At 72.6% G+C, this 21626-nt stretch carries 20 protein-coding genes; 9 read left to right on the top strand and 11 right to left on the bottom strand.

All coding sequences use genetic code 11. From position 1 onward, the window contains the following. Positions 1-98: 98 nt before the first annotated feature. Positions 99-569, top strand: coding sequence for an OsmC family protein (locus H613_RS0100405; protein WP_026922221.1), 471 nt, complete (start codon positions 99-101; stop codon positions 567-569). Here the strand turns inward: H613_RS0100405 and H613_RS0100400 are convergent, their stop codons facing one another. The 5 genes from H613_RS0100400 to H613_RS0100380 form a co-directional block, all read right to left on the bottom strand. After that, a complete protein-coding gene (locus H613_RS0100400; RefSeq protein WP_026922220.1) occupies positions 570-1217 on the bottom strand; it encodes a hypothetical protein in 648 nt (215 codons plus the stop codon). It abuts the gene before it with no gap. A 116-nt stretch (positions 1218-1333) separates the two neighbouring features. Next, complete coding sequence (locus H613_RS0100395) at positions 1334-1654, bottom strand: hypothetical protein (protein ID WP_026922219.1); 321 nt, start codon at positions 1652-1654, stop codon at positions 1334-1336. A 64-nt stretch (positions 1655-1718) separates the two neighbouring features. Further along, entirely contained in the window at positions 1719-2678 is a 960-nt protein-coding gene (locus H613_RS23545) for a zinc metalloprotease (protein ID WP_051392758.1), read from the bottom strand. Positions 2679-2753: 75 nt separating this feature from the next. Next, positions 2754-3146, bottom strand: a complete 393-nt coding sequence (locus H613_RS0100385; RefSeq protein WP_051392757.1) for a phosphatase domain-containing protein — start codon at positions 3144-3146, stop codon at positions 2754-2756. 138 nt (positions 3147-3284) lie between these two features. Next, positions 3285-4004, bottom strand: coding sequence for a siderophore-interacting protein (locus H613_RS0100380; protein WP_026922217.1), 720 nt, complete (start codon positions 4002-4004; stop codon positions 3285-3287). 98 nt (positions 4005-4102) lie between these two features. On the opposite strand from H613_RS0100380, the gene H613_RS0100375 reads away from it, so the two are divergent. From H613_RS0100375 to H613_RS0100365, 3 genes are all read left to right on the top strand, one after another. Further along, positions 4103-6685: a GNAT family N-acetyltransferase gene (locus tag H613_RS0100375; protein WP_026922216.1), complete on the top strand. Its 2583-nt coding sequence runs from the start codon at positions 4103-4105 to the stop codon at positions 6683-6685. 105 nt (positions 6686-6790) lie between these two features. Further along, positions 6791-7756, top strand: coding sequence for an NADP-dependent oxidoreductase (locus tag H613_RS0100370; RefSeq protein WP_035735422.1), 966 nt, complete (start codon positions 6791-6793; stop codon positions 7754-7756). Between the two features lie 44 nt (positions 7757-7800). Then, the gene (locus H613_RS0100365; RefSeq protein WP_026922214.1) at positions 7801-8700 is read left to right on the top strand and encodes an aminoglycoside phosphotransferase family protein; all 900 of its coding nucleotides are present in this window, start codon (positions 7801-7803) and stop codon (positions 8698-8700) included. A gap of 13 nt (positions 8701-8713) precedes the next feature. Here H613_RS0100365 and H613_RS0100360 read toward each other — a convergent pair whose 3' ends face one another. Together H613_RS0100360 and H613_RS0100355 are read right to left on the bottom strand one after the other, a co-directional pair. Continuing rightward, entirely contained in the window at positions 8714-9370 is a 657-nt protein-coding gene (locus tag H613_RS0100360; protein ID WP_026922213.1) for a 4a-hydroxytetrahydrobiopterin dehydratase, read from the bottom strand. 33 nt (positions 9371-9403) lie between these two features. Further along, on the bottom strand, positions 9404-10267 hold the full coding sequence (locus H613_RS0100355; protein WP_026922212.1) for a helix-turn-helix transcriptional regulator: 864 nt from the start codon (positions 10265-10267) through the stop codon (positions 9404-9406). A gap of 147 nt (positions 10268-10414) precedes the next feature. Here H613_RS0100355 and H613_RS0100350 point away from each other — a divergent pair, with 147 nt between their 5' ends. Then, positions 10415-11188 carry an SDR family oxidoreductase gene (locus tag H613_RS0100350; RefSeq protein WP_026922211.1) on the top strand — a complete coding sequence of 258 codons (774 nt, stop codon included), beginning with the start codon at positions 10415-10417 and terminating at the stop codon, positions 11186-11188. A 62-nt stretch (positions 11189-11250) separates the two neighbouring features. Here the strand turns inward: H613_RS0100350 and H613_RS23540 are convergent, their stop codons facing one another. From H613_RS23540 to H613_RS23535, 3 genes are all read right to left on the bottom strand, one after another. Continuing rightward, entirely contained in the window at positions 11251-14199 is a 2949-nt protein-coding gene (locus tag H613_RS23540) for an RICIN domain-containing protein (protein WP_084546172.1), read from the bottom strand. Between the two features lie 500 nt (positions 14200-14699). After that, the gene (locus H613_RS0100340; protein ID WP_026922210.1) at positions 14700-15263 is read right to left on the bottom strand and encodes a dihydrofolate reductase family protein; all 564 of its coding nucleotides are present in this window, start codon (positions 15261-15263) and stop codon (positions 14700-14702) included. 399 nt (positions 15264-15662) lie between these two features. Continuing rightward, on the bottom strand, positions 15663-16775 hold the full coding sequence (locus H613_RS23535) for a PP2C family protein-serine/threonine phosphatase (protein ID WP_051392756.1): 1113 nt from the start codon (positions 16773-16775) through the stop codon (positions 15663-15665). A gap of 224 nt (positions 16776-16999) precedes the next feature. Between H613_RS23535 and H613_RS0100330 the strand changes: the two genes are divergently transcribed. From H613_RS0100330 to H613_RS0100315, 4 genes are read left to right on the top strand one after another with little or no spacing between them, the layout of a single operon-like run. Beyond that, the gene (locus H613_RS0100330; RefSeq protein ID WP_026922209.1) at positions 17000-17743 is read left to right on the top strand and encodes an SDR family NAD(P)-dependent oxidoreductase; all 744 of its coding nucleotides are present in this window, start codon (positions 17000-17002) and stop codon (positions 17741-17743) included. Between the two features lie 9 nt (positions 17744-17752). Then, positions 17753-18946, top strand: a complete 1194-nt coding sequence (locus tag H613_RS0100325) for a metallophosphoesterase (protein ID WP_051392755.1) — start codon at positions 17753-17755, stop codon at positions 18944-18946. A gap of 45 nt (positions 18947-18991) precedes the next feature. Beyond that, positions 18992-19693 (top strand): alpha/beta fold hydrolase, encoded by a 702-nt coding sequence (locus H613_RS0100320; RefSeq protein WP_026922207.1) that lies wholly within the window; start codon positions 18992-18994, stop codon positions 19691-19693. A gap of 56 nt (positions 19694-19749) precedes the next feature. Continuing rightward, positions 19750-20562 carry an isocitrate lyase/PEP mutase family protein gene (locus tag H613_RS0100315; protein WP_211234644.1) on the top strand — a complete coding sequence of 271 codons (813 nt, stop codon included), beginning with the start codon at positions 19750-19752 and terminating at the stop codon, positions 20560-20562. 215 nt (positions 20563-20777) lie between these two features. Here H613_RS0100315 and H613_RS23530 read toward each other — a convergent pair whose 3' ends face one another. After that, complete coding sequence (locus tag H613_RS23530) at positions 20778-21587, bottom strand: TetR/AcrR family transcriptional regulator (RefSeq protein ID WP_035735419.1); 810 nt, start codon at positions 21585-21587, stop codon at positions 20778-20780. Positions 21588-21626 lie beyond the last annotated feature (39 nt).

Raw genomic sequence — 21626 nt, 5'->3', positions numbered from 1 at the left:
GACGGTGCAGATGAGAGCGCCGCGAAGGACCGTGGCCGCCGCGCCGTTTCCTTGCGCGGCTAGGCTGGCGACGCCCCCCACGACCGAAGGAGCGTGCAATGCGCGGCGAGCACCACTACGAAGTCACCGTCCGGTGGACCGGGAACACCGGCTCGGGAACGTCGAACTACCGCGATTACGGGCGGGACCACGACGTCCTCGTCCAGGGCAAGCCCACGCTCCAGGGCAGCGCCGACCCCGCGTTCCGCGGGCAGCCCGACCGGTGGAGCCCCGAGGACCTCCTGGTGGCCGCGCTCGCCGAATGCCACATGCTCACCTACCTGGCGCTGTGCGCGACCCACGGGGTGACGGTGACCTCGTACGAGGACCTGGCGACCGGGCGCATGGACCAGGGACCGGGCGGCAGCGGTCGCTTCGTCGAGGTCGTCTTGAACCCCAAGGTGTCGATCACCGCCGCCTCCAGCATGGGCCAGGCCGTCGAGCTGCACCTGGAGGCCAACAAGTCCTGCTTCATCGCGAACTCGGTGAACTTCCCGGTCCACCACAACCCGAGCGTCGAGGCGGTCTGACTACTCGGCGGCCGCGGTGCAGGGGACGGTGTCCGGCAGGGCCGGATCGCCCTCGGTGGCGGCGCTGAAGCTCGGGACGGTGTCCTCGCCGGGGTCGAGCGTGCCGTTGGACCACCAGTTGCCGTAGCGGTCGCCCTCGACGCGGCTCATGCCCCAGGTGCCGGTGACGTCGACGCCGTCGATGCCGAGGACGATCTCCCAGCCGCCGATGGCCTCCTCGCCGGTGTTGACGACCTCGACCTTGACCGAGATCGAGCGCTCGCCTTCGCTGTCGAGCCGGAGCGCGGCGGTGCAGCTCGGCCCGCTCGGCTCGGCCGACTCGGTTTCCGGTGCCTCGCTCGTCTCCGCGGCGGCGGTCTCGCTCGGCGTCGCCTCGGGCGTTTCGGAGGAGGCCTCGGCCGTCGGGCTCGGGCTGGCCGACGCGGGGGCGGCCGTCGCGGTGTCCTCGGCGGGCGAGCGCGGCATGGCGGTGGTGGGCGCGGGGTCGGTCCAGTCGGAGAGGGCCTCGTCCTCGCCGCCGCCGAGGGCCGCGGCGAACTGCCAGACCGCGATCGCCACCGCGACGGCGGCGACGGCGCCGAGGACGATGAACAGGCGGCCGTGCAGGCGTCCGCGCAGCAGCGACGTCCGGTCCTTCCAGGCGCGCATCGCATCCTCTTCTACCGTGGACGAAAGGGGGCTGGGGGCGCGGGGGTGTCACGTCCACGTTGCAGCGTACAAGCATGCGAAACCCGTCCGTGCGCTACCGCTGAGCTGGGCCGCCGTCAGCGGTCCAGCGGCCGCATGCGCAGACTGCGGGCGTCGACGGCGACGATGCTGTACGAGAGGTCGAAGACTCCCGACGGGCCGGAGGTGATGATCTCGTGGCGCTGCGGGCTGCGCCACCGGCCCTCGACGGCGACGGGGGCGTCGGTGGCGCTGAACTCGTAGAGGATCACCGCGCCGTCGGGGCGGAACTCGATGCTGTCGCGCCCGCGCCCGAGCGCCGCGGGGTCCTCGAAGGGACGGTAGACGCGCACGTCGCCCTCGTCCTCCTCCTCGATGTGCACCCAGCGGCGGAACAGGTCCTCGGGTGGCTCGCTCATGACTGCCTCGCGGATGGTCGTTCCCCGGCCGCGGAAGACCGCGAACCCGTGTATCCCTCGAATCCTAGGCGGCGGTGGGCGCGAGGTCATCCGGTTCGGCCGGTTCGGCCGGTTCGCCCGGAGAGGCGAGGAAGGAGCCGCGCGGCCCGGCCAGGCACGCGTCCATCCGCTCGGTCTGGCCCTGGGTGAACATGACGCTGACCGCGTCGTCGCTGTAGTCCATGAAGTTCATGAACAGGTCGCCGTCGGGGGCGTTGTCGCAGCTGACGTGCGGGAAGACGGGGCGGCCGCGGTTCGGCCCGCCCTGGTTCGGAGTGTCGGAGACGAAGTCGTCGCCCGAGCAGCCCTCGCCGTCGTCGCCCCAGATGTGGCGCAGGTTGAGCCAGTGGCCGATCTCGTGGACGGCGGTGCGGCCGCCGTCGAACGGCGCGGTGGCGGTGCCGACGGTGCCGAAGCCCCGGTGGTTGATGACGACGCCGTCGGTCGCCGGCGCGCCGCCGGGGAACTGGGCGTAGCCGAGGAGGCCGCCGCCGAGCGGGCAGACCCACAGGTTCAGGTAGCGGTCGGCGGGCCAGGCGTCGGTGCCGCCGGAGGCGGTGTGCTTGACGGTGTCGTCGGCGTCGAAGACGGCGGTCTCGGTCCGGGTGCGGGTGATGCCGGTGGTCGGCTCGCCCGCCGGGCCGGTGCCCGCGAGGGCGAACTCGACGCGCGCGTCGGCGACGAGCGGGGCGAACGGCGCCGGGACGGTGTCGAGGCCCGCGCCCCGCATCCGGAAGTCGGCGTTGAGCACGTCGATCTGGCTCCGGATCTGCTCCTCTGTGACGTTCTCGGACTCCTCGTGCCAGACGACGTGGACGACGACGGGCACGGTGACCACCGTCTCGCGGCGGGGCCTGCGCCAGGCGAAGGACTCGTCCTCGATGCCGGTGCGGGCCTCGGCGTACCCGGGCTGCACGTCCAAGAGGTGGTGGTGCATCGGCATGGTGCCGCACCAGCGCGTGATCTCCAGTGGTCCCTCGCTCATGGCCGCCCTCCTCCAGGGGATATGCACATGATGTTACGCCGCGACCACACTCCGGTGTGTCCCCCGGCGCGCCCGTCATCGGAAGCGGGCGACGTACCGGTGCTGCCAAGGCGTCTCGACCGCGCGCGGCCGGTAGTGCTCGCGCACGTAGGCGACGGCCTCGGCGTTCGGCACGCCGTCGAGGACCGCCAGGCACGCCAGGGCGGTGCCGGTGCGCCCGTGCCCGCCGCCGCAGGCGATCTCGACGCGCTCCTCGCCCGCCCGCTCCCACGCCTCGCCGAGCGCCTCCCGTGCCGCCGAACGGCTCAGCGGCAGCCAGAAGTCGGGCCAGCGCAGCCAGCGCGACTCCCACGCCACGCCCGGCGGCCGCCGACCGAGCAGGTAGAGCCCGTACGTCGGCTCCTGCCCCTCGGGAAGCGGGCGCCGCACGCCCCGCCCGCGCACGAGCCGCCCGGAGGGCAACCGCATGAGCCCGGCAGTCCCGTCCTCCCACGCCTCGACCCTCACCGCTGCACCACCGCGAAACCGACGACCATGCCGCCGACCCTAACCGTCGCCGCCGACATTCCGGGCCGCCGCGGACCTGACCGGCCGGGTGCGCAGCGGTCAGCGCCAGTAGGCCATCGCGTTCACGCGGTGCTTCGGGACGCCGAGTTCCTTGCGCAGGAGCGCGGTCAGGCCGCGGGTGCTCTTGAAGTCGCAGGCGACCCATGCGTACGCCGCCGCCGGGTCGTCGATGAGTTCGGGCAGGGCCGCTCGCGCCTCGGTGACGAGGTGACCGCCCTCCTCCTTGCGCGGCACGAGGTTGAGCCGGTGCCTTTCGGGGTCCAGCACCAGCGTCCTGGCGCCCTCGGAGTCGTGGGCGGTCTCGAACCAGATCGTCGCGGGCACCTCTGGCAGGGCGGCCAGCAGCGAGTTGATCGCCGGGAGCGAGGCCGCGTCGCCGAACACGAGCATCCTGGGCGGCAGTGGATCCGGAGCGGTGAAGGCGCTGCCCTGCACCGTCGCCTCGATCGTGTCACCCGGCTGGGCCGCCAGCGCCCAGTCGCAGGCGGGGCCGTCGTGCATCGCGAAGTCGAAGCCGAACGTGCCCGCCTCGGCGTCGGGCTCGACCAGGGTGTAGCCGCGCTGGTGCGGCCTGCCCGCGTTCGCGAACCACACGCGCACCCACATCGTCGGGTGGACGCCGGTGGCCTTCAGCATGCCGCCGTCGGTGAACCGGACCCGCCTGAAATGCTCGGTCACCTGCTCGGCGCCGGTCACGGTGAATGTGAAGTCCTTGGCGCGCATGAGCTTGAGGACCGCGCCCTCCCAGCCGTGCCTCATGGGCGTCTCCTTCCTCCAGGCGGCCTCCACTGGAGACGAGCCATATGACGGCATTTCTGGTTAGGTTAGACTACCCTAACCAAGGAGGGTGCGGCGGTATGGAGTTCGCGAGCTACAGGGACGCATGGGGCATCCCGCATCTGCGGGCCCGCACGGCCCGCGCCCTGGCCTTCGCCCAGGGCCGAGGCGCCGCCGCCGACCGGGCCGAGCAGATCGAGGCGCTGCGCCGCCACGCCGAGGGCACCGCGGCCGCGCGATTCGGCCGCGAGGCCCTCGACTGGGACCGCTTCGCGCGCCAGGCCCGCATCGCCGACACCGCCCGGCGCTGCTTCGCCGCGCTCGACCACGGCACCGCCGCCTGGACCGCCGCCTACGTCGACGGCGTCAACTCCCTGGGGCTGCGATGGGAGCCGTGGACGCCGCTGGCGGTCTGGCTCTCCGAGCACCTGCTGTTCGGCGCCGGATTCCCCGCCAAGCTGTGGCGCGAGCGCCTCGCCGTCCACCTCGGCGAGGACGCGATCGCCCTGTTCGCCACCGACGGGTCCGACCGCTCGGGCAGCAACGGCTGGCTCCTCACCGGCGAACGCACCGCCTCCGGCCGGTCGCTGCTCGCGGGCGACCCGCACCGCCACATCGAAGAACCGGGCATCTACCAGCAGATCCGCCTCTCCTGCGACGAGTTCGACGTGGTCGGCCTCGCCGTGCCCGGCGTCCCCGGAATCGCCCACTTCGGACACACCGGCGGCGTGGCCTGGGGCATCACCAACGCCATGGCCGACACCACCGACCTGTACTGGGAACGCCTGCGCCACAATGGCGACCGCATCGAAGCGCTCGGCCCCGACGGCTGGGAGACCGCCGACGCCCGCACCGAGACGATCGAGGTCGCGGGCGAATCGAGCGAGACCGTCGACGTCCTCGAGACGCCGCGCGGACCCGTCATCGCGGGCGGCCTCGACGACGGCTGGGCGCTGAGCCTGCGCTGCCCCGTCCGCGCCCGCAACGACCTCGGCTTCGGCGCCCTGCCGAAGCTCTTGCGCGCCTGGACCGTCGACGACGTGGACGCCGCCCTGGACGAGTGGGTCACGCCGGTCAACGTCGTCCTCGCCGCCGACACCGCCGGCGGGCACCTCCACCGCGTCGCCGGGCGCGTCCCCGTGCGCGACAAGGCGAACCTGCTCCGCCCCGTGCCCGCCTGGAAGGCCCGGCACGCCTGGCACGGCTGGCACGAGCCGCCCCGCGGCGCCATCCGTCCCGTCACCGTCATGGCCAACCAGGCCGGACCCTCAGCCCCGCTCGGCGTCGAGTTCGCCCCGCCCCACCGCGCCAGGCGCATCGCCCAGCTGCTCACCGCCTCCCGCGCCTGGACCGCCGAGACCGTGGGCACCGTCCACACCGATGCGCTCCTGCCCTCGGCCGGGCCGCTCCTGGACGCCCTCGCCGCGCTCGACGGCCTCAGCTGCACCGCCGCGGCCCTGCGCAAGCGGCTCCTCGCCTGGGACCGCCGCATGGACGCGGCCAGCGCCGAAGCCGCCGACTACGCCGCCCTGCGCGCGGCCGTCGTCCGCCGCCTCGCCGAGCACCCGGCGCTCGCCCCCCTGGCCGAGCCGTCCCCCTATCCCGAGCTGTTCGCGCCCTGGCTCGCGCTGCGGCCCCGCATCGCCTTCGCCCTCGAACACCTCCTCTCCCACGACGGCCCGATCCCCGCCGCCGACCTCGCCGACGCCGTCCGCGCCGCCGTCGAGGCCACCGCCCCCGACAGCGGCCTCACCCCCTGGGGCGAGCGCCACCGCCTCGCTCCCTGGCTCTCGCCCCCCGGCGAGACCTGGCCCGGCCTCCCCGGCGACCACGACTGCGTCCTGTCGACCACCAGCGTCCCCGGCACCACCGACACGTTCGCCAGAGGCCCGGCCGCCCGCTGGGTCTGGGACCTCGCCGACCGCTCCCGCAGCCGCTGGATCGTCCCCCTCGGGGCCGCGGGCGAGCCCGGCCACCCGCACGCCCGCGACCAGCTGCCGCTGTGGAGCGCGGGCGAGCTCATCCCCGTCACCACCGACTGGAACGACCTGAACGAGGAGTCCCCCATGACCGACCACGCCACCGGCCCCGCCGAGCGCGCCGCCGTCCATGAGCAGACCGTGCCCGGCTTCGGCCGCGTCCGCATCGTCCCGGTCGACCCGAAGGCCGACATCGACCTGATCCACGGCTGGGTCACCGAGGACCGCGCCAGGTTCTGGGGCATGCTGGAGGCGAGCCGCGAACGCGTCCTGGAGATCTACGAGTACCTCGACTCGCTGGCCACCCACCACGCCTTCCTCGTCCTGCGCGACGGAGCGCCGATCGCCCTGTTCCAGACCTACGAGCCGGACGCCGACCCGGTGGGGGAGCGCTACGAGGTGCTCCCCGGCGACATCGGCACCCACCTCCTGGTCGCCAGGCCCGACCGCGGCGGCGCCCAGGCCGGATTCACCGCCGCGCTGGTGTCGGTGCTGGCGGCCTATCTCTTCGCCGATCCCGCGCACCGGCGGATCGTCGTCGAACCCGACGCGCGCAACGAGCAGGCCCGCGCCCGCCTGCGCCGCACCGGCTTCGCGCTCGGTCCCGAGATCGAACTGCCCGGCAAGCGCGCCCGCCTGGCGTTCCTGACCCGCGAGGCGCATGAAGGCGGCCGCGCCGCATAACCGCCGCCCCCGCGGGTACCGTCCGAACCGGGGAACCCGGCACCGCCGGGGCGGAACCGCGAGACAATCGCACCGCCCGCCGAACCGCGACCGAAGGAGCACGACGTGCGCGCCGTCATAGCCACCGACTTCGACACCGAACCCGAACTGGCCGAGCTGCCCGTCGCCGAACCGGGGCCGGGCGAGGTCCTCGTCCGCCTCGAGGCCGCCGGGGTCAACCCGTTCGACTGGAAGGTCGTCGACGGCGCGCTGCGGGGCGTCGTCGAGCACGCCTTCCCGCTGGTCCTCGGCTCGGACGGCGCCGGAGTCGTCGAGAGGGTCGGCCCCGGCGTCACCGGCCTGGCGGCGGGCGACCGCGTCTTCGGCCAGTTCATGGACGTCGAGCGCGGCCGCGGCTCCTATGCCGAGTTCGCCCTCGCCCCCGCCGAAGGCAAGCTCGCGCTCCTGCCGACGACGCTCCCGTTCGACCTCGCCGCCGCGCTGCCCACCGCGGGCGCCGGAGCCCACGACTTCGTCGCCGCCACCGAGGTCGCCGCCGGGCAGATCGTCCTCGTCAACGGCGCCTCCGGCGGCGTCGGCCAGGCGGCCGTGCAGGTGGCCGCCGCCAAGGGCGCGGACGTCATCGCCACCACCGACCCGGCCACCGCCGCCTACCTCCGCGAGATCGGCGCCACCGAGATCGTCGACTTCACCGAGGCCCCGACCGTCGACCAGGTGCTCGCCGCTCACCCCGACGGGATCGACGCGGTCGTCGACCTCGTCTCCGGCCCCGCCGACACCGGCCGCGTCGCCGACGTGCTCAGGCCCGGCGGCACCATCGTCAGCGCCAACGGCGCCGTCGACGTCGACGCGATCGCCGAGCGCGGCCTGCACGGCGCCAACCTGTACGCCAAGGCGACCCCCGAGACCCTCGCCGCCCTCGCCGAAGCGGTGGCGGGCGGCGAGCTGAAGGTCCGCATCGACTTCAAGGCGCCGCTGGAGAGGGCCCCCGCCGCGCTGGAGCGCTCGCGGGCGGGCAACTCGCGCGGCAAGACCGTCCTGACCATGCAGGAGAACACGGTCGACGCCTGACAAAACCCCTTGCCGCGCGGCACCGCCGCCGCCAGACTGTCCCGATGGACGACGCACGGCACGCCGACGGCCGGGCCGGGATCGACGCGGCCCTGGTCGAGCGGCTGATCGCCGCCCAGTTCCCGCAGTGGGCCGACCTGCCGGTGCGGCCGGTCGCGATCGACGGCTGGGACAACCGCACCTACCGCCTCGGCGAGGACATGACGGTGCGGCTGCCCACGGCCGCGGCCTACGCGCTCGCCGTCGAGAAGGAGCACCGGTGGCTGCCGGTCCTCGCCCCGCACCTGCCCGTCGCGATCCCCGTGCCGCTCGGCATCGGCGAGCCCACCGCCGAATACCCGCATCCGTGGGCGGTCCGCCGCTGGATCGACGGCGAGACCGCCCGCGCCGACCGCATCGGCGACCTGCCCGCGTTCGCCGCGCAGGTGGCCGCGTTCGTGACCGCCCTGCAGCGCATCGACCCGACCGGCGGCCCCGCGGGCGGCGAGCACAGCTTCTACCGCGGCACCCCGCTGCGCCACTACGACCACGAGGTCCGACGGGACCTGAAGGCGCTGGAGGGCCGGATCGACACCGATGGGGCCCGCTCGGTCTGGGAGGCCGCCCTCGGCGCCGCCCGGCAGGGGCCGCCGGTCTGGTTCCACGGCGACATCGCCCACGGCAACCTCCTTGTCAAAGGCGGCGAACTGGCGGCGGTCATCGACTTCGGCACCAGCGGCGTCGGCGACCCCTCCTGCGACCTCGTGATCGCCTGGACGACGTTCGAAGGCGCCGGCCGCGAGGCCTTCCGCCGCGGCGTGGACGCCGACGACGCCACCTGGGCCAGGGCCCGGGGCTGGGCGGTCTGGAAGGCCATGCTCGTCCTGACCGGCCTCGACGACGGCACCGCCGAGGCCGAGGCCCACCACCGCGTCATCAAGGCCGCCATAGCCGAACACGCCTGAGGCGCGGGCCCGCTCAGCCGCGGCTCAGCGTCGTGGCGACGCAGACCTCGTTGCCCTCCGGATCGGCCAGGACCCACCACTCGGGCGCGTGCGCGTCGGTCACCAGGCGCCCGCCCGCGGCGATCGCCGCCGCGATGCGCGCCTCGGCCTGATCGTGCGGCACCCACACGTCTACGTGCGTCCGGCTGCGCTGCGGGCGCGGCTCGTCCATCTGCTGGAACCAGAACGGCGAACCGCGCCCGTACCGGTCGACCAGGTCGTCCGGCCCGCGCTGCTCATACCCGAGGACGGCGCGCCAGAACGGGACGACGTCGGCGTGGACGAGCGCGTCGATCGAGACCTGGATCGTCTGCACCGCCGACGGATCGGCGGCGAAGCCGAGCCCGCGCGCCGCCGCCGAGATCCGCCGCGCGAGCTCCAGGTCCTCTTTCGTCAGACCGTAGTAGTCGTCGGTCATCGTGATGATCCGGACGGTCACGCCGTCGGACCGCACGTCGACGTCTGGGCGCCGCGGCCCCGTGCCGTCGAGCGCCGCGATCGCGTCCAGCAGCCGCGCCCCCGCCGCGATCGACCCGGTCCTGAAATAGGCGCACGCGCCGTCGCCGAGGACCCGCCAGTCGTCGGCCCCCTCGGACTCGCTGAACTGCCGTACCGTGTATCGCTCGGTCATGGCCGCCAAGGTACCGCGCGGCACCGACGACTCCTATGCGCGCGGCTCCGGAGCGACCTCGGCACGCGGGCTCGTCCAGCTGCCGAGCAGCCGCAGCGCCTCGGCGCTGGCCGAGCCGGGCTCGACGTTGTAGACGCACAGGGCCTGCTCGGGGTCGCCCGGCACCTCGAACGACTCGTAGTTGAACTCCATGTCGCCCACGACCGGGTGCCGGTAGCGCTTGACGCCGTGCGTGCGGCGCAGCACGTGGTGGTCGTTCCACCAGCCACTGAATTCGGGGCAGCGGACGGTCAGCTCCCCGACCAGGTCGGCCAGCTGCCGGTCGCCGGGGTGACGCCCGGCCTGGAACCGCAGCACCGCGACGGTGTCGGCCCCGGCCTGCTCCCAGTCCGCGATCCGTTCGCGCGCCGCGGGGTTCAGCAGCGTGAAGCGGGCGATGTTGCGCTCGGCGGCGGGCATGGCGTCGAAATCGGCGATCACCTCGCGGCCCAGGCGGTTGACGGCCAGCACGTCCATGCGGTGCCCGATGACGAAGGCCGGAACGCTCTCGAGGCTCTGGAGGGTCAGCAGCAGCCCCTGGCGCACCCGCTGCGCGACGGGCCGCGAGCGCCTGGCCGCCTTGCGCCCGCACAGGTCCACCAGGTGCGCGCGCTCGGAATCGTCGAGCCGCAGCGCCGAAGCCAACGCGTCGAGCACCTCGGGTGAAGGGTTGCCGCCCCGGCCCTGTTCGAGCCGCGTGTAGTACTCGGTGCTCACGTTGGCCAGCCGCGCCACCTCGTCGCGGCGCAGGCCCGGCACGCGCCGGACGCGGCGGTCGTCGGGCAGTCCCGCCTGGTCGGGCGTCACGCGGGCGCGCCTCGTGCGCAGGAAATCGGCGATCTCGGAACCTCGGTCCATGCCCCAATTGTGACCGCACCCCGCGAAGGCCGCCGCGCCCTGGGTGGCCCTGGCAGTACCAGTCGGCGCAGGGCCTTTTTAGCGGCGGTTTCGGCCGCTCATCGGTGCTTTGATCGATGCAGTCACCCGAAACCGAAGGGAAACACCATGTCCTCCGACACCATCACCGCGACGCTCGAAGGCCGCACCGCCGTCGTCACAGGGGCCTCCAGCGGGATCGGCGAGGCCACCGCCGAACTCCTGGCCGCCCGCGGCGCCAAGGTCGCCGTGCTCGCGCGCCGCGCCGACCGCCTCGACGAGCTCGTCGAGCGCATCGCCAAGGTCGGCGGCACCGCGCTCGCCGTGCCCGTCGACGTCACCGACGCGGCGGCGGTCGAGGCCGCGGCCGAGCGCGTCGCCGCCGAGTTCGGTGCCGCCGACCTGCTGTTCAACAACGCCGGCGTCATGCTGCCCGCGCCGATCACCGAGCGCCGCGTCGACCAGTGGCAGCGGATGGTCGACCTCAACGTCACCGGCCTGATGAACGTCATCGGCGCCTTCACCCCGCAGCTCGTCGCCGCCGCGGCCGAGCGCGGCGTCGCCGACCTGGTCAACACCTCCTCGATCGGCGGGACGGAGGTCTTCCCGTCGTTCGGCGTCTACGGCGGCACCAAGGCGTTCGTGTCGCACCTGTCGAAGAACCTGCGCGCCGACCTCGGCTCCAAGGGCGTCCGCGTCTCGGTGGTCGAGCCGGGGATGACCATGACGGAGATCAAGGACCACGTCACCGACCCGGGGGCCAACGAGTGGATCGAGGGCGCCATCGCGTCCATCGAGGTGCTCGAGTCGTCCGATGTGGCCGAGTCCGTCGCGTTCCTCGCGGCCCAGCCGCCGCGCGTGAACCTCCCGCGGCTCGTCATCATGCCGACCGCCCAGGCCTGAGAGCGAGCGCGGGGCCCGGCCCGCCGCTCGACATGAGCGGCGGGCCGGGCCTCGTTCCCTCGTCAGGCGCTCGGGGCCTTGGCGTAGACCTCGATCTCGCTCATCGTGATCCAGCCGACCTCGCCGACCGACATCTGGACGCGCACCGCCGAGGTGCGGGCGTCGACGGCGACGTCCACGACCGGCGAGGGGTCGGTGCCGACCGCCACCGGCTCCCCGGCGTCCACCCAGGTGCCGTCCTCGGCCAGGTACTGGACCTGCATCGTGTCGGCGTAGCTCGCCCGGCCGCCGTCGCTGTAGAAGTAGGCGACCACGCGCGTCACGTCCCGCTCGGCCGGGAGCGTGAACGTGATCGCGTCCTCGGTGCGCTTGTCGCCGGACACCCAGTTCGACCACGCCTTGTCGCTCAGGTTCCCGTTGCGCAGCCGCTCGGTCGAGTAGCCGTCCTCGGTGAACGTCGCCGCCGTGGTGACGCCGTCGTCCATCGCCGCGTTGACCTCGACCGGCTCGGTCACCTCGACCTCGACCACCGCCGGGACGGTGCTGCCGTCGACCACGTGCGCCGTGCCCGACAGCGTCACCGTGCCGAGCTCGTCGAAGGCGCCCTCCGGCGCCTCCTCCCACGTCACCGGCATGGCGACGCGGCCGCCGTGGTCGCCGATCGCCGTCACGGCCTCCGGCAGGTCCGGCTCACCGCCCACATAGGTCTTCGCGCTCGCGGGCTCGGTCGAACTGAAGGTGTCCACGGTGACCACGGCGGTCACCTTGTGCTTGTCGCCGAGCACGTCGTACGCCGTGCCCTTGACCTCGACCGTTCCCGGCCTCTTCCACTTGCCGTGGCCCGTGTGCTTCCACGTCACGGCCAGCTCGCCCCGCGGCCCGTCGCGATAGACCGGCGTGACCGTCTCGGGCAGCTCGGGCGCCAGGCCCGGCACGGTGTACGCCTCGACGTCCAGAAGGTCCTGCACGGTCTCGTCGATCACCGCCCAGCGCTGGTTCGCGCCCGAGGTCGGCGTGTACGTCGCCACCGGGGAGCCGTCCTCGGTCGCCTGGCCGCCCACGTCGATGAGCCTGCCGGTGCCGACGTTCACGAACGTCCACGTCCCGTCGCCGGTCGTGGACATCATCCACCGCGCGCCCGCGTCGGGGTCGCCTCCGGCGTCTTCGAGCACGAGACTGTCGTCCTCGCGCACCGCCAGCCGCTGCCCGGTGTCCACGTTGACCACCGCGAAGTGCTCGCGGTTGCCGTGGCCCTCGGTCAGCTGCTCCACCTCCCACAGCTGCTCAAGGCTCGAAGGATCGGTGGTGGCGATGACCGTGCCGGCGCCCTCGGCGTCCGGCGCGAGGGACTTGCCGCTCTGCACGCCCTCGATGCGGTAGACGTGGCCGTCCTGGGCCAGCGCGGCGTCCTCGGCGACGCCGGAGACGCCGTCGATCAGGAACGTCGTCACCGACTCGCCCGGGACGGTCAGCGTCGGCGAGGTGCCCTCGGCGCGGACCGGCTCGCCCTCGACCAGGGCGCCGTCGGCGCTGGTGACCACCGGCGTCACGGTCGCGCCCGAGTCGACGCCGCCGAACTTCGACAGGTCGAGCGTCACGGCGCGCGAGTCGGCGGAGTGGTTGGTGTACACCACGACCGCCGCGTCCTCGGAGTCCTTGACCGCCGCCACGGTGTCGATGTCGTCCACCTTGACCATGTGGTCGCCGGGCTCGATGTAGTGCGTGAAGTTGCGGACCGCGTCGTACTTGGTGTTGGTCTGGATCGGGCAGGTCTCCAGGGTGTCCTCGGCCGTGCAGTCGAACGGGATGTGGATGCTGCCCCAGTTGCCGCCGCCCTCCTGCTGCGGGATCGTGTCCTCGATCGGCTGCCAGAAGACCCACGCGGAGGGCTCCAGCTCGCGCAGGTCGTCGGTGATCCGGTCGGCGATGCCGAGCCCCTCGTCCATGGTCTCGTAGTCGGTGGGGGAGTGCCAGCTGCCGCCGACCTCGCTCATCCACAGCGGCTTGTCGCCGCCCTTGGCGAGGTCGCGCACGCTGGTGCGGTTCCCGGTGCCGTAGGTGTGGACGTTCATCTGCTCCACGACCGCGCGGGACTCGTCGGTGTAGGCGTTCCAGTTCGCGGTGAACGTGCCCGGGTTCGTCTCGTCCATCGCCGAGACGACCGCGTCGGTGTCGGCGTCCTCGAGCTGCTCGGCCAGCGCCTGGATGACGAGCTGCTGGAGCTCGGGACCGGCGTGCGCGCCCTCCTGGCGGCCGCCGACCGGCTGGACGCCGTCGGGGCCGAGCGTGGTGCCCCAGTAGTCGGTGTTCGGCTCGTTGAGCGGGTTGACGGTGTCGAACTCGATGCCGTGCGCGTCTTCGAGGTGCTCCATGACCTCGGTCATGTAGATCGCGAACTCGTCGACGGTGTCGGCGCGGATCTGCTCGTCGCTCGCGTCGAAGCCGCCGGAGACGTAGCCGGAGACGGTCTGGAAGTACGGCGGGGAGTTGCTGAACGCCTCCCAGTGGGTGACGTCGTCCTTGATCTGGTCGATCCACCAGCGCTGGTTCGCGTCGGCGTCCCAGTTCCAGTGGTCGGGGTTCTCGGGGTCCCACCAGTCCTTGTCCTCGTGGGTGACGCCCTCGGGGGCGGCCCACCAGCCCGGCATGTCCGCGCCGTCCTTCATATAGGACGAGTCGATGTCCGGGGCGTTGCCGCCGCCGACGTTGTAGCGGGCGATGTTGAGGTTGAGGCCCTCCTCGCCGAAGACCATGTCGACCAGTCGCTCGCGAATCTCGTCGGGGTAGCCGCCGGTGGCGTTGGCCATCCAGACCAGGCTCGTGCCCCAGCCCTCGAACTCGGGCTGCTGGTACGAGGGGTCGATGCCGATGACGACGGCCGAGTCGGCGGTCTCCTGCGCGGCCGCCGGAGCCTGCTCGGCCAGTGCCGGCGCCGCCGCGGCCGCCAAGGCGAGGCCCGCTGCGCTCGCCGAGGCGAGTATGCGTTTTCTTCTCGGTCTCGGGGATGACATCGTCGTCTCCTTCTCGGGGGTTGTGATCGAGCAATGTCGATGCTTCCACAAGATCGAACTTTTGTGAACACCCATCGTCTAAAGGATTGACTAACGGCTTGAAGAACAACCTGACCTGTACCGCTCCCACGCGGCCGCCGCCCGGAGAGGAGAGAAGCGCCTTCCTGAGCACGCCCGCGGCCGCCGCGAGGGTCACCGCACGGGCCTGCCGGACGAACGCGAAAGGCGTGTGGGCGGCCGCGGCCGCCCCACACGCCTGCGGGCCTTCACCGTGATCGACGGCTTGGCCGACCCCTGACAGCCGTCCGACGCGCCTGCGGACCAGGCCTCGACCGCGGTGCCGGTCTCGGTCGGGGTGTCCGCCGCCCCACACGCCTGCGGACCAGGCGGTCGCACGCCAAGGGCGGCGAGGGCCACCCTCTCCACCGGCCGCCCCTGTCGCGCCCAAGCGCGGCGAGGCAAGGGCGCCCGACGCGCCTGCGCAACAGAGGAGTGCGCCCTCAGCGGACGACGTCGAAGACCTGCTTCTGGATGCCGTTCGCATAGGTCTCGTGCTCGGTGAGGCGCAGCTTCACGGCGTCTTTGTCGGCCTCGCTGAACAGGCGCTTGCCCGCCCCGAGGAGCAGTGGAAAGACGAGCAGGTGGTAGCGGTCGACCAATCCCGCCTCCGCCAGGCTCCGCCCGAGCTCTGCGCTGCCGTGCACGATGATCGGACCGCCCTCGGCCTCCTTGAGCGCGGCGACGTCGTCGACCGAGCGCAGCACGGTGGCCGGCCACCGCGGGTCGTCGTTCTCCAAGGTGGTGGAGACGACGTAGCGCGGCATGGCGTTGTACTCCGCGAACTCCTCCATCGAGGGCCAGACGGGCGCGAACGCCTCGTAGGAGCGGCGGCCCACCAGCAGGGCGGCGGCCTCCTCCTTCTCGCGCCCCTTGATCTCGTAGGCGGCCTCGTCGAACTCGATGTGCTTGAAGGTCCAGCCGGTGTTCCTGTAGCCGGGCTCGCCGCCGGGGGCCTCCATGACGCCGTCGACGGACACGAACGCGGTGACGATGAGTGTGCGCATGATGCTTTCCTGCTCTCTGTGGTGTGAAGATCGCCGTTCACCCCCATGTCGAACGGGCGGGGCCCGAATCGACAGCGAGCGCGAAGAATTTCTCGAAGAGGTTCCCGCGGCGCCGGCCGAACGTATACGCCGCCAAGTGGCCACCGCGCAGATAATGGAAATGCCACGCCGCTCCGCCGCGGGCCGCTGACCGCGAGCCGCTCTGAGTCCCGCCTGGAGAGAGCCGCCCGGCCGCTGGCCGTGTAGATCGTCATGAGGCGCCTCCGAGTCCCGCCTGGAGGAGGCCACCACTGCGCGGAGGATTGGACGGCTGTGCGGCCTCCCCACTCGTACAGTCGATCAGTCTTATAACCTATAACATCCTTATGGGTTATAGCCTACGCTCTGTAGTCATATATCTTATAGGCTATAGGGTTGCGTTTCTTCGGCTCGCTCTACCCGCGTGACCGCCAGGAGACTCACGTCGTCGTCGAGCCTCGCCGCGAAGCGGCTGAGGTCGTCCCAGACGAAGTCGATGAGCTGACCGGGCGAAGGCGGCGCCACCATGCCGTTGAGGTGCTGCGCCAGCGGGTAGTACTGCCCGTCCGCGTCGCGCGCCTCGCTCACCCCGTCCGAATAGGCCAGCAGCACCTCGTCGGGCTGGAACGGGACCGTCACGACGGGCGGGACGCCCCCGCTCGCTTCGAGTCGCAGACCGAGCACCGGCCTCGGCTTGAGGTCGACCTCCTCGATCCGGTCGACGCGCAGCATCAGCGGCGGCGGATGCCCGCACGAGAGCAGCCGCATCTCGTCGGCCTCCGCGGGGAACTCGACGAGCAGCACCGAGGCGAACAGCTCCGGGATGTACCCCTGGTCGGCGTCGACCACGATGCGCCGCTCCAGGCGCGCGGCGATGCGCTCGAGGTCGGGCTCGTCGAGGATCGCCTCGTGGAAGGACGACAGCAGCATCGCGGCGGTGCTCACCGCGGGCAGCCCGTGCCCCTGCACGTCACCGAGGATCATCCGCGTGCCGAACGGGCTGGGGCGGATGTCGAACAGATCGCCCCCGACGCGCGCGCCCTGCTGCGCGGAGCGGTACAGCCCGGCGCAGGCCAAGTCGTCGACGCGATCGCGCAGCTCCGGTACGGCCGCGCGCTGGGCGGCCCCGGCGACGCTCTCGACGGTCACCAGCCGCGCCCGGAACCGCTGGCGCACCCACGCCACCCCCACACCGGTGGCCCAGACGAGGGCGATGGCGAACGCGTCCCCCGTGTCGAGGTCGTCGGACTGCAGCACCGGCGTGAACACCAGGGCCATCACGATCCCGGCGATGACCGCCGTCCCGCCCGGGCCGAGGATGAACGCCGCCAACAGGGGCACGATCGCCGTCGGGAGTCCCACCAGGGCCGGATCGGGGGAGGAGACCTGAAAGAGCACGGCGAGCGCGAGCGCCACGACCGGCAGCAGCCGCACCCAGGGCGGCACGGCCGTGCCCGGCTTCAGGGCCGACTCGCTGGGAACCCGCGGGCTCATTCCTCGAGTCTAGGTCGATTCGGGTAGCTGACCTGGCGTATCGCCCATCGGGACGCCATTTTGCGGCCGACCCGGCACGCGTTCCCCGCCCGCCGCGGACACCCATCCAGGTCGAACGGAGCCGGAGGCGATCAGACCGCACAGCGCCGAAGGCGCCCCGATCGGTCCGCCGACGGCCGCGCTAGAGTCGGCGCGGATCAATGGCCCGAGGAGGAGGTTCGCCCATGCCACGCACAGCGGTGATCAGCGGTGGAGGGACCGGCATCGGCTACGCCGTCGCCGAGCGGTTCGCCGCCGCGGGCGATCGGGTGGTCATCACCGGCCGCCGCGAGGACGTCCTGCGCGCCTCGGCGGCGCGGCTCGGCGAGGGCGCCGCCTACGTCGTCGCCGACCTCGGCGAGCCCGAGGGCGGCCGCCGCGTCGCCGACTTCCTGGCCGACGAGTACGGCGGCGTCGACATCGTGGCCGCCTGCGCCGGAGGCATCGAGCGGAGGCCCGCGCCGGAAGGAGGCGACGCCCTCGACGCGGTCTCCTGGGACTGGACCCAGACCCTGCGGATGAACGTCATGACCGCCGTACACCTCGTCGAGGCGGTCAAGCCGATCCTCGCCGACCACGGCAGACTCCTCCTGTTCAGCTCCATCGCGGCCTTCATGGGCTCGGGCAACGGCAGCTACGGTGCCGCCAAGGCCGCGCTGCATCCCTACGCGGTCGACCTGTCGCGGCATCTGGGGCCCAGGGGCGTCACCGCGAACGTGATCGCCCCCGGCTACACCGAGGCCACGGAGTTCTTCGGCGACTCCATGACCGAGGAGCGCCGCGCCGGACTGATCGATCGCACGCTCAACAAGCGCGCCGGGACCCCCGCCGACGTCGCCGAGCTCGCCTTCTGGCTGTCCGAGCCCGCGGCGGGCCACGTCACCGCCCAGATCGTGCAGGTCAACGGCGGCGCCCTGGCCGGCCGGTAGCCGTCCCGGATGGAGCTCTTCTGGTTCACGGTGCGGTTCCTGGCCGTCACCGTCGGCTTCGCCGTGCTGCACCTGTACCTGTGGTGGCGGCTGTTCCGCGACACCACCGCGCCCGGCTCGCGCTGGCGGCGCATCGGCGCGGTCGCGCTGGCCGTCCTCGCCGCCTTCGGACTCGCGGCCCGCTTCCTCGTCCCCTCATCGGTCCCCTTGCGGCTCCAGGAACTGGTCGGCTGGCCGGGCCTGGTGTGGTTCGGCGCGTTCCTGTACCTCCTCGGCCTGCTGGCGGTGGCCGAACCGCTCCGCTGGTGGCTGCTGCGCCGCAAACCGGCCGAAGCGCCTGAAGAAGACGAGCCGGAACCGGCCGGACCCACGCGGCGCCAGGTCGTCTCGCGGGCGATCGGCGTGACCGCTGCGGTCGCCGCGACAGCCACCACCGGGTACGGCCTCGCCGCCGCCTACCGCACCCCGAGCCTGAAGCCGGTGAGCGTCCCGATCGCGCGGCTGGGCCGCGAGTTCGACGGCTACCGGATCGCCGTCGTCGGCGACACCCACTTCTCGGCCATCCGCGGCGCCGGCTACTGCGCCAGAGTCGTCGACCAGATCAACCGCGCCCAGGCCGACCTCATCGCCTTCGTCGGCGACCTCGCCAGCGGCGAGGCGGACCAGCTGCGCGAGGCCACCGAGCCCCTCGCCGGCCTCGCGGCCCGCGACGGCGCCTATTTCGTGGCGGGCAACGCCGAGCACTACGTCGGCGCGGACCAGTGGTACGAGCGCGTCGAGGAGCTCGGCATGATCCCGCTGCCGAACACGCGCGTCGAGCTGCCCGGCTTCGATCTCGCGGGCATCAACGACCTCATCGTCGAGCAGCGCCACATGGAAGACGAGATCGGCCCCGACTTCGAGGCGGCACTGGGCGACCGCGACCCGGCCCGCGCCTCGGTCCTCATGGCCCACCAGCCCCGCGCGATCGAGCGGGCCGTGGACTGGGGCGTCGACCTCCAGCTCTCGGGCCACACCCACGGCGGCCAGATGTGGCCGGTCCACCTCGCCACCCGCGTCCGCGACGGCCAGATCAGCGGCATGGGCCGCTACGGCGACACGAGGCTGTACGTCACGAACGGCGCGGGCACCAACGGCCCGCCGCTGCGCGTCGGCGCGCCCTCGGACATCACCGTGATGACGCTCCGCTCGGCCCGGGCCTGAACCGGATCCCGGAAATTGTCGGAGAGGTCGGCTACCTTCCGAACCATGGACATCATCATGATTCCCGGTCTCTGGCTCGACGGCTCCACCTGGAGCGCGGTCACGCCGCCGCTCGAACAGGCGGGCCACCGCGTCCGCGCGCTCACCCTGCCCGGCAAGGAGTCGAAGGACGCCGACCGCGCGGGCATCGGCCTGAAGGACCACGCGGACTTCGTCGTCGCCGCCATCGACGAGGCCGAGGAGCCGGTCGTGCTCGTCGGCCACTCCGGCGGCGGCGCGATCGCGCAGCTCGCCAGCGACGCCCGGCCGGACAAGGTCGCGCGCGTCGTCTACGTCGACGCCGCGCCCATGCCCGAAGGCTCGGTCATCAACGACGAGATCCCCATCGTCGACGGCGAGCTGCCGCTGCCGGACTGGGGCTTCTTCGAGGACGAGGACCTCGTCGACCTCGACGACGAGCTGCGCGAGCGGTTCCGGGCGCTGTCGATCCCCGAGGCCGTGGGCGTCGCCTACGACCGCAGCTCGTTCACCTCCGAGCGCCGCCGCGACGTGCCGACCACGATCATCTCCTGCGAGATCCCCAGCAAGATGATCCTGGAGTGGATCGACCAGGGCGCCCCGTTCGTCCGCGAGGTCGCGGCGATCAAGGACGTCGAGTACGTCGACCTGCCCACCGGCCACTGGCCGCAGTTCACCAAGCCGACCGAGCTCGGCCAGGTCCTGCTGGAGATCGTCAGCCGCACCTGACGTCCATGTCGCCCGGTGGCCGGTCGCCGCCGGGCGCAACTGATTGACTGGGGAACATGATGAACGAGAAGGCGCAGCGGTTCCGCGCGCTCCACGCCACGCCCGCGCTCCGGCTCCCGAACTGCTGGGACGCCGCCAGCGCGGCGGTCATCGAGGCGGCGGGCGCGCCCGCCGTCGCCACCACGAGCGCGGGCGTGGCGTGGAGCCTTGGCTTCCCCGACGGGGACGCGCTCGACCGCCAGGCGGCCGTGGACGCGATCGCCCGCATCGCGAGGGCGGTGGACGTGCCGGTGACCGCCGACATCGAGTCCGGTTACGGGGAGCGGCCGAGTGATGTCGCCGAGACCGCCGCCGCGGTGGCCGACGCCGGTGCGGTCGGCGTCAACATAGAGGACTCGGATCCCACCGACGCGGCCGTGCTGCGCAGTTTCGGCGAACAATCTGAGCGGATCGCGGCCGTCCGCCACGGCGCCGGAGCCGACTGCTACATCAACGCCCGCATCGACATCTACCTCCGCGGCGCCAGTGAGAAGGCCGCCCAGTTCTCCGCGACGGTGGCCCGCGCCACGACGTACCTGAAAGCCGGGGCCGACGGGATCTTCGTGCCGGGAGTGTCCGACGCGGAGACGATCGCCGCGCTGGTCAAGGCGATCGACGCGCCGCTCAACGTCCTGGCCGGGCCGGGCGCTCCGGCGCCTTCGGAGCTGGACCGGCTCGGCGTGGCCCGCATCAGCCTCGGCCCGTCCGTCGCGGCCGCCGCGTACGCGCTGGCCAGGCGCGCCGCGGTCGGCATGCTGGAGGGCGACTCCTACGACGAGGTCGCGGACGGCGTCGACTACGGCACCATGAACGGGTTGCTCCGCACCTGAGGTCCGCTGACCCCGACCGGGCCGTATCCGGCCCGGTCGGCCCGCCCGTCGCCCGAGACCGCGCTCGCTCCGCGCCAACGCCGGGTGGTCAGGCAGCCCGGTTGCCACCCCATACTGCGACCGCCCTCCGCCCTCTCGGCGAGCCGTAAATCGGCACTGCCGCGGGGCCGCCAACGCAGCGAGCGGGCAGCCGCCGCGCTCGGGACGGCGCCGGATCATTCGGCCAACAGCTTCAGCACCACCGGGCGCGAGACCGTCCCGGTGACGCGCTTGGCGAGCTGGTTGGCGCTGGTGCCCTCGGCGTGGGCCGCGCGCATGGCCGCCCCCAGTTCGGCGCGCGCCGCGTCCGCCTCGGCCTGCGCCCGCCGCAGCCGCTCCGCCGCCGCCTCCACCGGATCGGTCTCCGCCGCATCGGTCAAACCATTGACCGGGTGGTCGGCTGGCGAAGTGAACGCCCGCTCGGCGAACGCGGACAGGAACGCCTTGATCGCCTCCGCATCATCGGCCCGCTCGCCCAGCAGCAGATGCCTGACCTGCGGCATCAGGTTGACCCAGTTCGGGATGCCGCACAGGATGAGCATCGTCAGGCCCGCCCTGAACGGGTCGTCGGTGCCGTGCATGGCCATGGCCAGTTCGAGCTTGCGGCGGTAATGACGGTCGCGCCAGCCGTCGATGTCGTGGGCGTCGGCGCCGCGGTGCAGCGCCTCCCAGGCCATCAGCCTGAGCAGCTGCGGATGCCCGCGGTGGTAGTCGAAGAGCTGCTCGACGAACGCGGCGGTGTCGGCGTAGGCGCTCAGCGGATCCACCACCTCGGTGAACTCCTGCATCGCGTCGATCAGGACGGCGTCGAAGAGCTTGTCCTTGCTGCCGAACAGGCCGTAGATGCGCTCCTTGTTGACGCCCGCGGCCTCGGCGATGCGGTCGACGCGCGCCCCGGCGAGGCCGTGCTCGGCGAACTCGTCGCGCGCGGCGCACATGAGCGCCCGGCGCGTGGCGTCGCTGCGTTTCGTCTCCTGCGGTGACATGAGATCCAGATTACCAGAAGATAAACCAACTATTTAGTT

Source organism: Glycomyces arizonensis DSM 44726, assembly GCF_000482705.1.
GTDB classification, from domain to species: domain Bacteria; phylum Actinomycetota; class Actinomycetes; order Mycobacteriales; family Micromonosporaceae; genus Glycomyces; species Glycomyces arizonensis.
Note: the sequence above shows the minus strand (reverse complement) of the source record. Positions and strands in the feature narration are given on the sequence as shown.

What these genes read in the sequence shown, in the direction of transcription:
- H613_RS0100355 (WP_026922212.1), bottom strand. Translation starts at nt 10,267, where the DNA reads ATGGACCGAGGTTCCGAGATCGCCGATTTCCTGCGCACGAGGCGCGCC.
- H613_RS0100405 (WP_026922221.1), top strand. Translation starts at nt 99, where the DNA reads ATGCGCGGCGAGCACCACTACGAAGTCACCGTCCGGTGGACCGGGAAC.
- H613_RS0100380 (WP_026922217.1), bottom strand. Translation starts at nt 4,004, where the DNA reads ATGAGGCACGGCTGGGAGGGCGCGGTCCTCAAGCTCATGCGCGCCAAG.
- H613_RS0100385 (WP_051392757.1), bottom strand. Translation starts at nt 3,146, where the DNA reads ATGCGGTTGCCCTCCGGGCGGCTCGTGCGCGGGCGGGGCGTGCGGCGC.
- H613_RS23545 (WP_051392758.1), bottom strand. Translation starts at nt 2,678, where the DNA reads ATGAGCGAGGGACCACTGGAGATCACGCGCTGGTGCGGCACCATGCCG.
- H613_RS0100325 (WP_051392755.1), top strand. Translation starts at nt 17,753, where the DNA reads ATGGAGCTCTTCTGGTTCACGGTGCGGTTCCTGGCCGTCACCGTCGGC.
- H613_RS0100395 (WP_026922219.1), bottom strand. Translation starts at nt 1,654, where the DNA reads ATGAGCGAGCCACCCGAGGACCTGTTCCGCCGCTGGGTGCACATCGAG.
- H613_RS0100365 (WP_026922214.1), top strand. Translation starts at nt 7,801, where the DNA reads ATGGACGACGCACGGCACGCCGACGGCCGGGCCGGGATCGACGCGGCC.
- H613_RS23535 (WP_051392756.1), bottom strand. Translation starts at nt 16,775, where the DNA reads ATGAGCCCGCGGGTTCCCAGCGAGTCGGCCCTGAAGCCGGGCACGGCC.
- H613_RS23540 (WP_084546172.1), bottom strand. Translation starts at nt 14,199, where the DNA reads ATGTCATCCCCGAGACCGAGAAGAAAACGCATACTCGCCTCGGCGAGC.
- H613_RS0100320 (WP_026922207.1), top strand. Translation starts at nt 18,992, where the DNA reads ATGGACATCATCATGATTCCCGGTCTCTGGCTCGACGGCTCCACCTGG.
- H613_RS0100315 (WP_211234644.1), top strand. Translation starts at nt 19,750, where the DNA reads ATGATGAACGAGAAGGCGCAGCGGTTCCGCGCGCTCCACGCCACGCCC.
- H613_RS0100340 (WP_026922210.1), bottom strand. Translation starts at nt 15,263, where the DNA reads ATGCGCACACTCATCGTCACCGCGTTCGTGTCCGTCGACGGCGTCATG.
- H613_RS0100330 (WP_026922209.1), top strand. Translation starts at nt 17,000, where the DNA reads ATGCCACGCACAGCGGTGATCAGCGGTGGAGGGACCGGCATCGGCTAC.
- H613_RS0100360 (WP_026922213.1), bottom strand. Translation starts at nt 9,370, where the DNA reads ATGACCGAGCGATACACGGTACGGCAGTTCAGCGAGTCCGAGGGGGCC.
- H613_RS0100400 (WP_026922220.1), bottom strand. Translation starts at nt 1,217, where the DNA reads ATGCGCGCCTGGAAGGACCGGACGTCGCTGCTGCGCGGACGCCTGCAC.
- H613_RS23530 (WP_035735419.1), bottom strand. Translation starts at nt 21,587, where the DNA reads ATGTCACCGCAGGAGACGAAACGCAGCGACGCCACGCGCCGGGCGCTC.
- H613_RS0100350 (WP_026922211.1), top strand. Translation starts at nt 10,415, where the DNA reads ATGTCCTCCGACACCATCACCGCGACGCTCGAAGGCCGCACCGCCGTC.
- H613_RS0100375 (WP_026922216.1), top strand. Translation starts at nt 4,103, where the DNA reads ATGGAGTTCGCGAGCTACAGGGACGCATGGGGCATCCCGCATCTGCGG.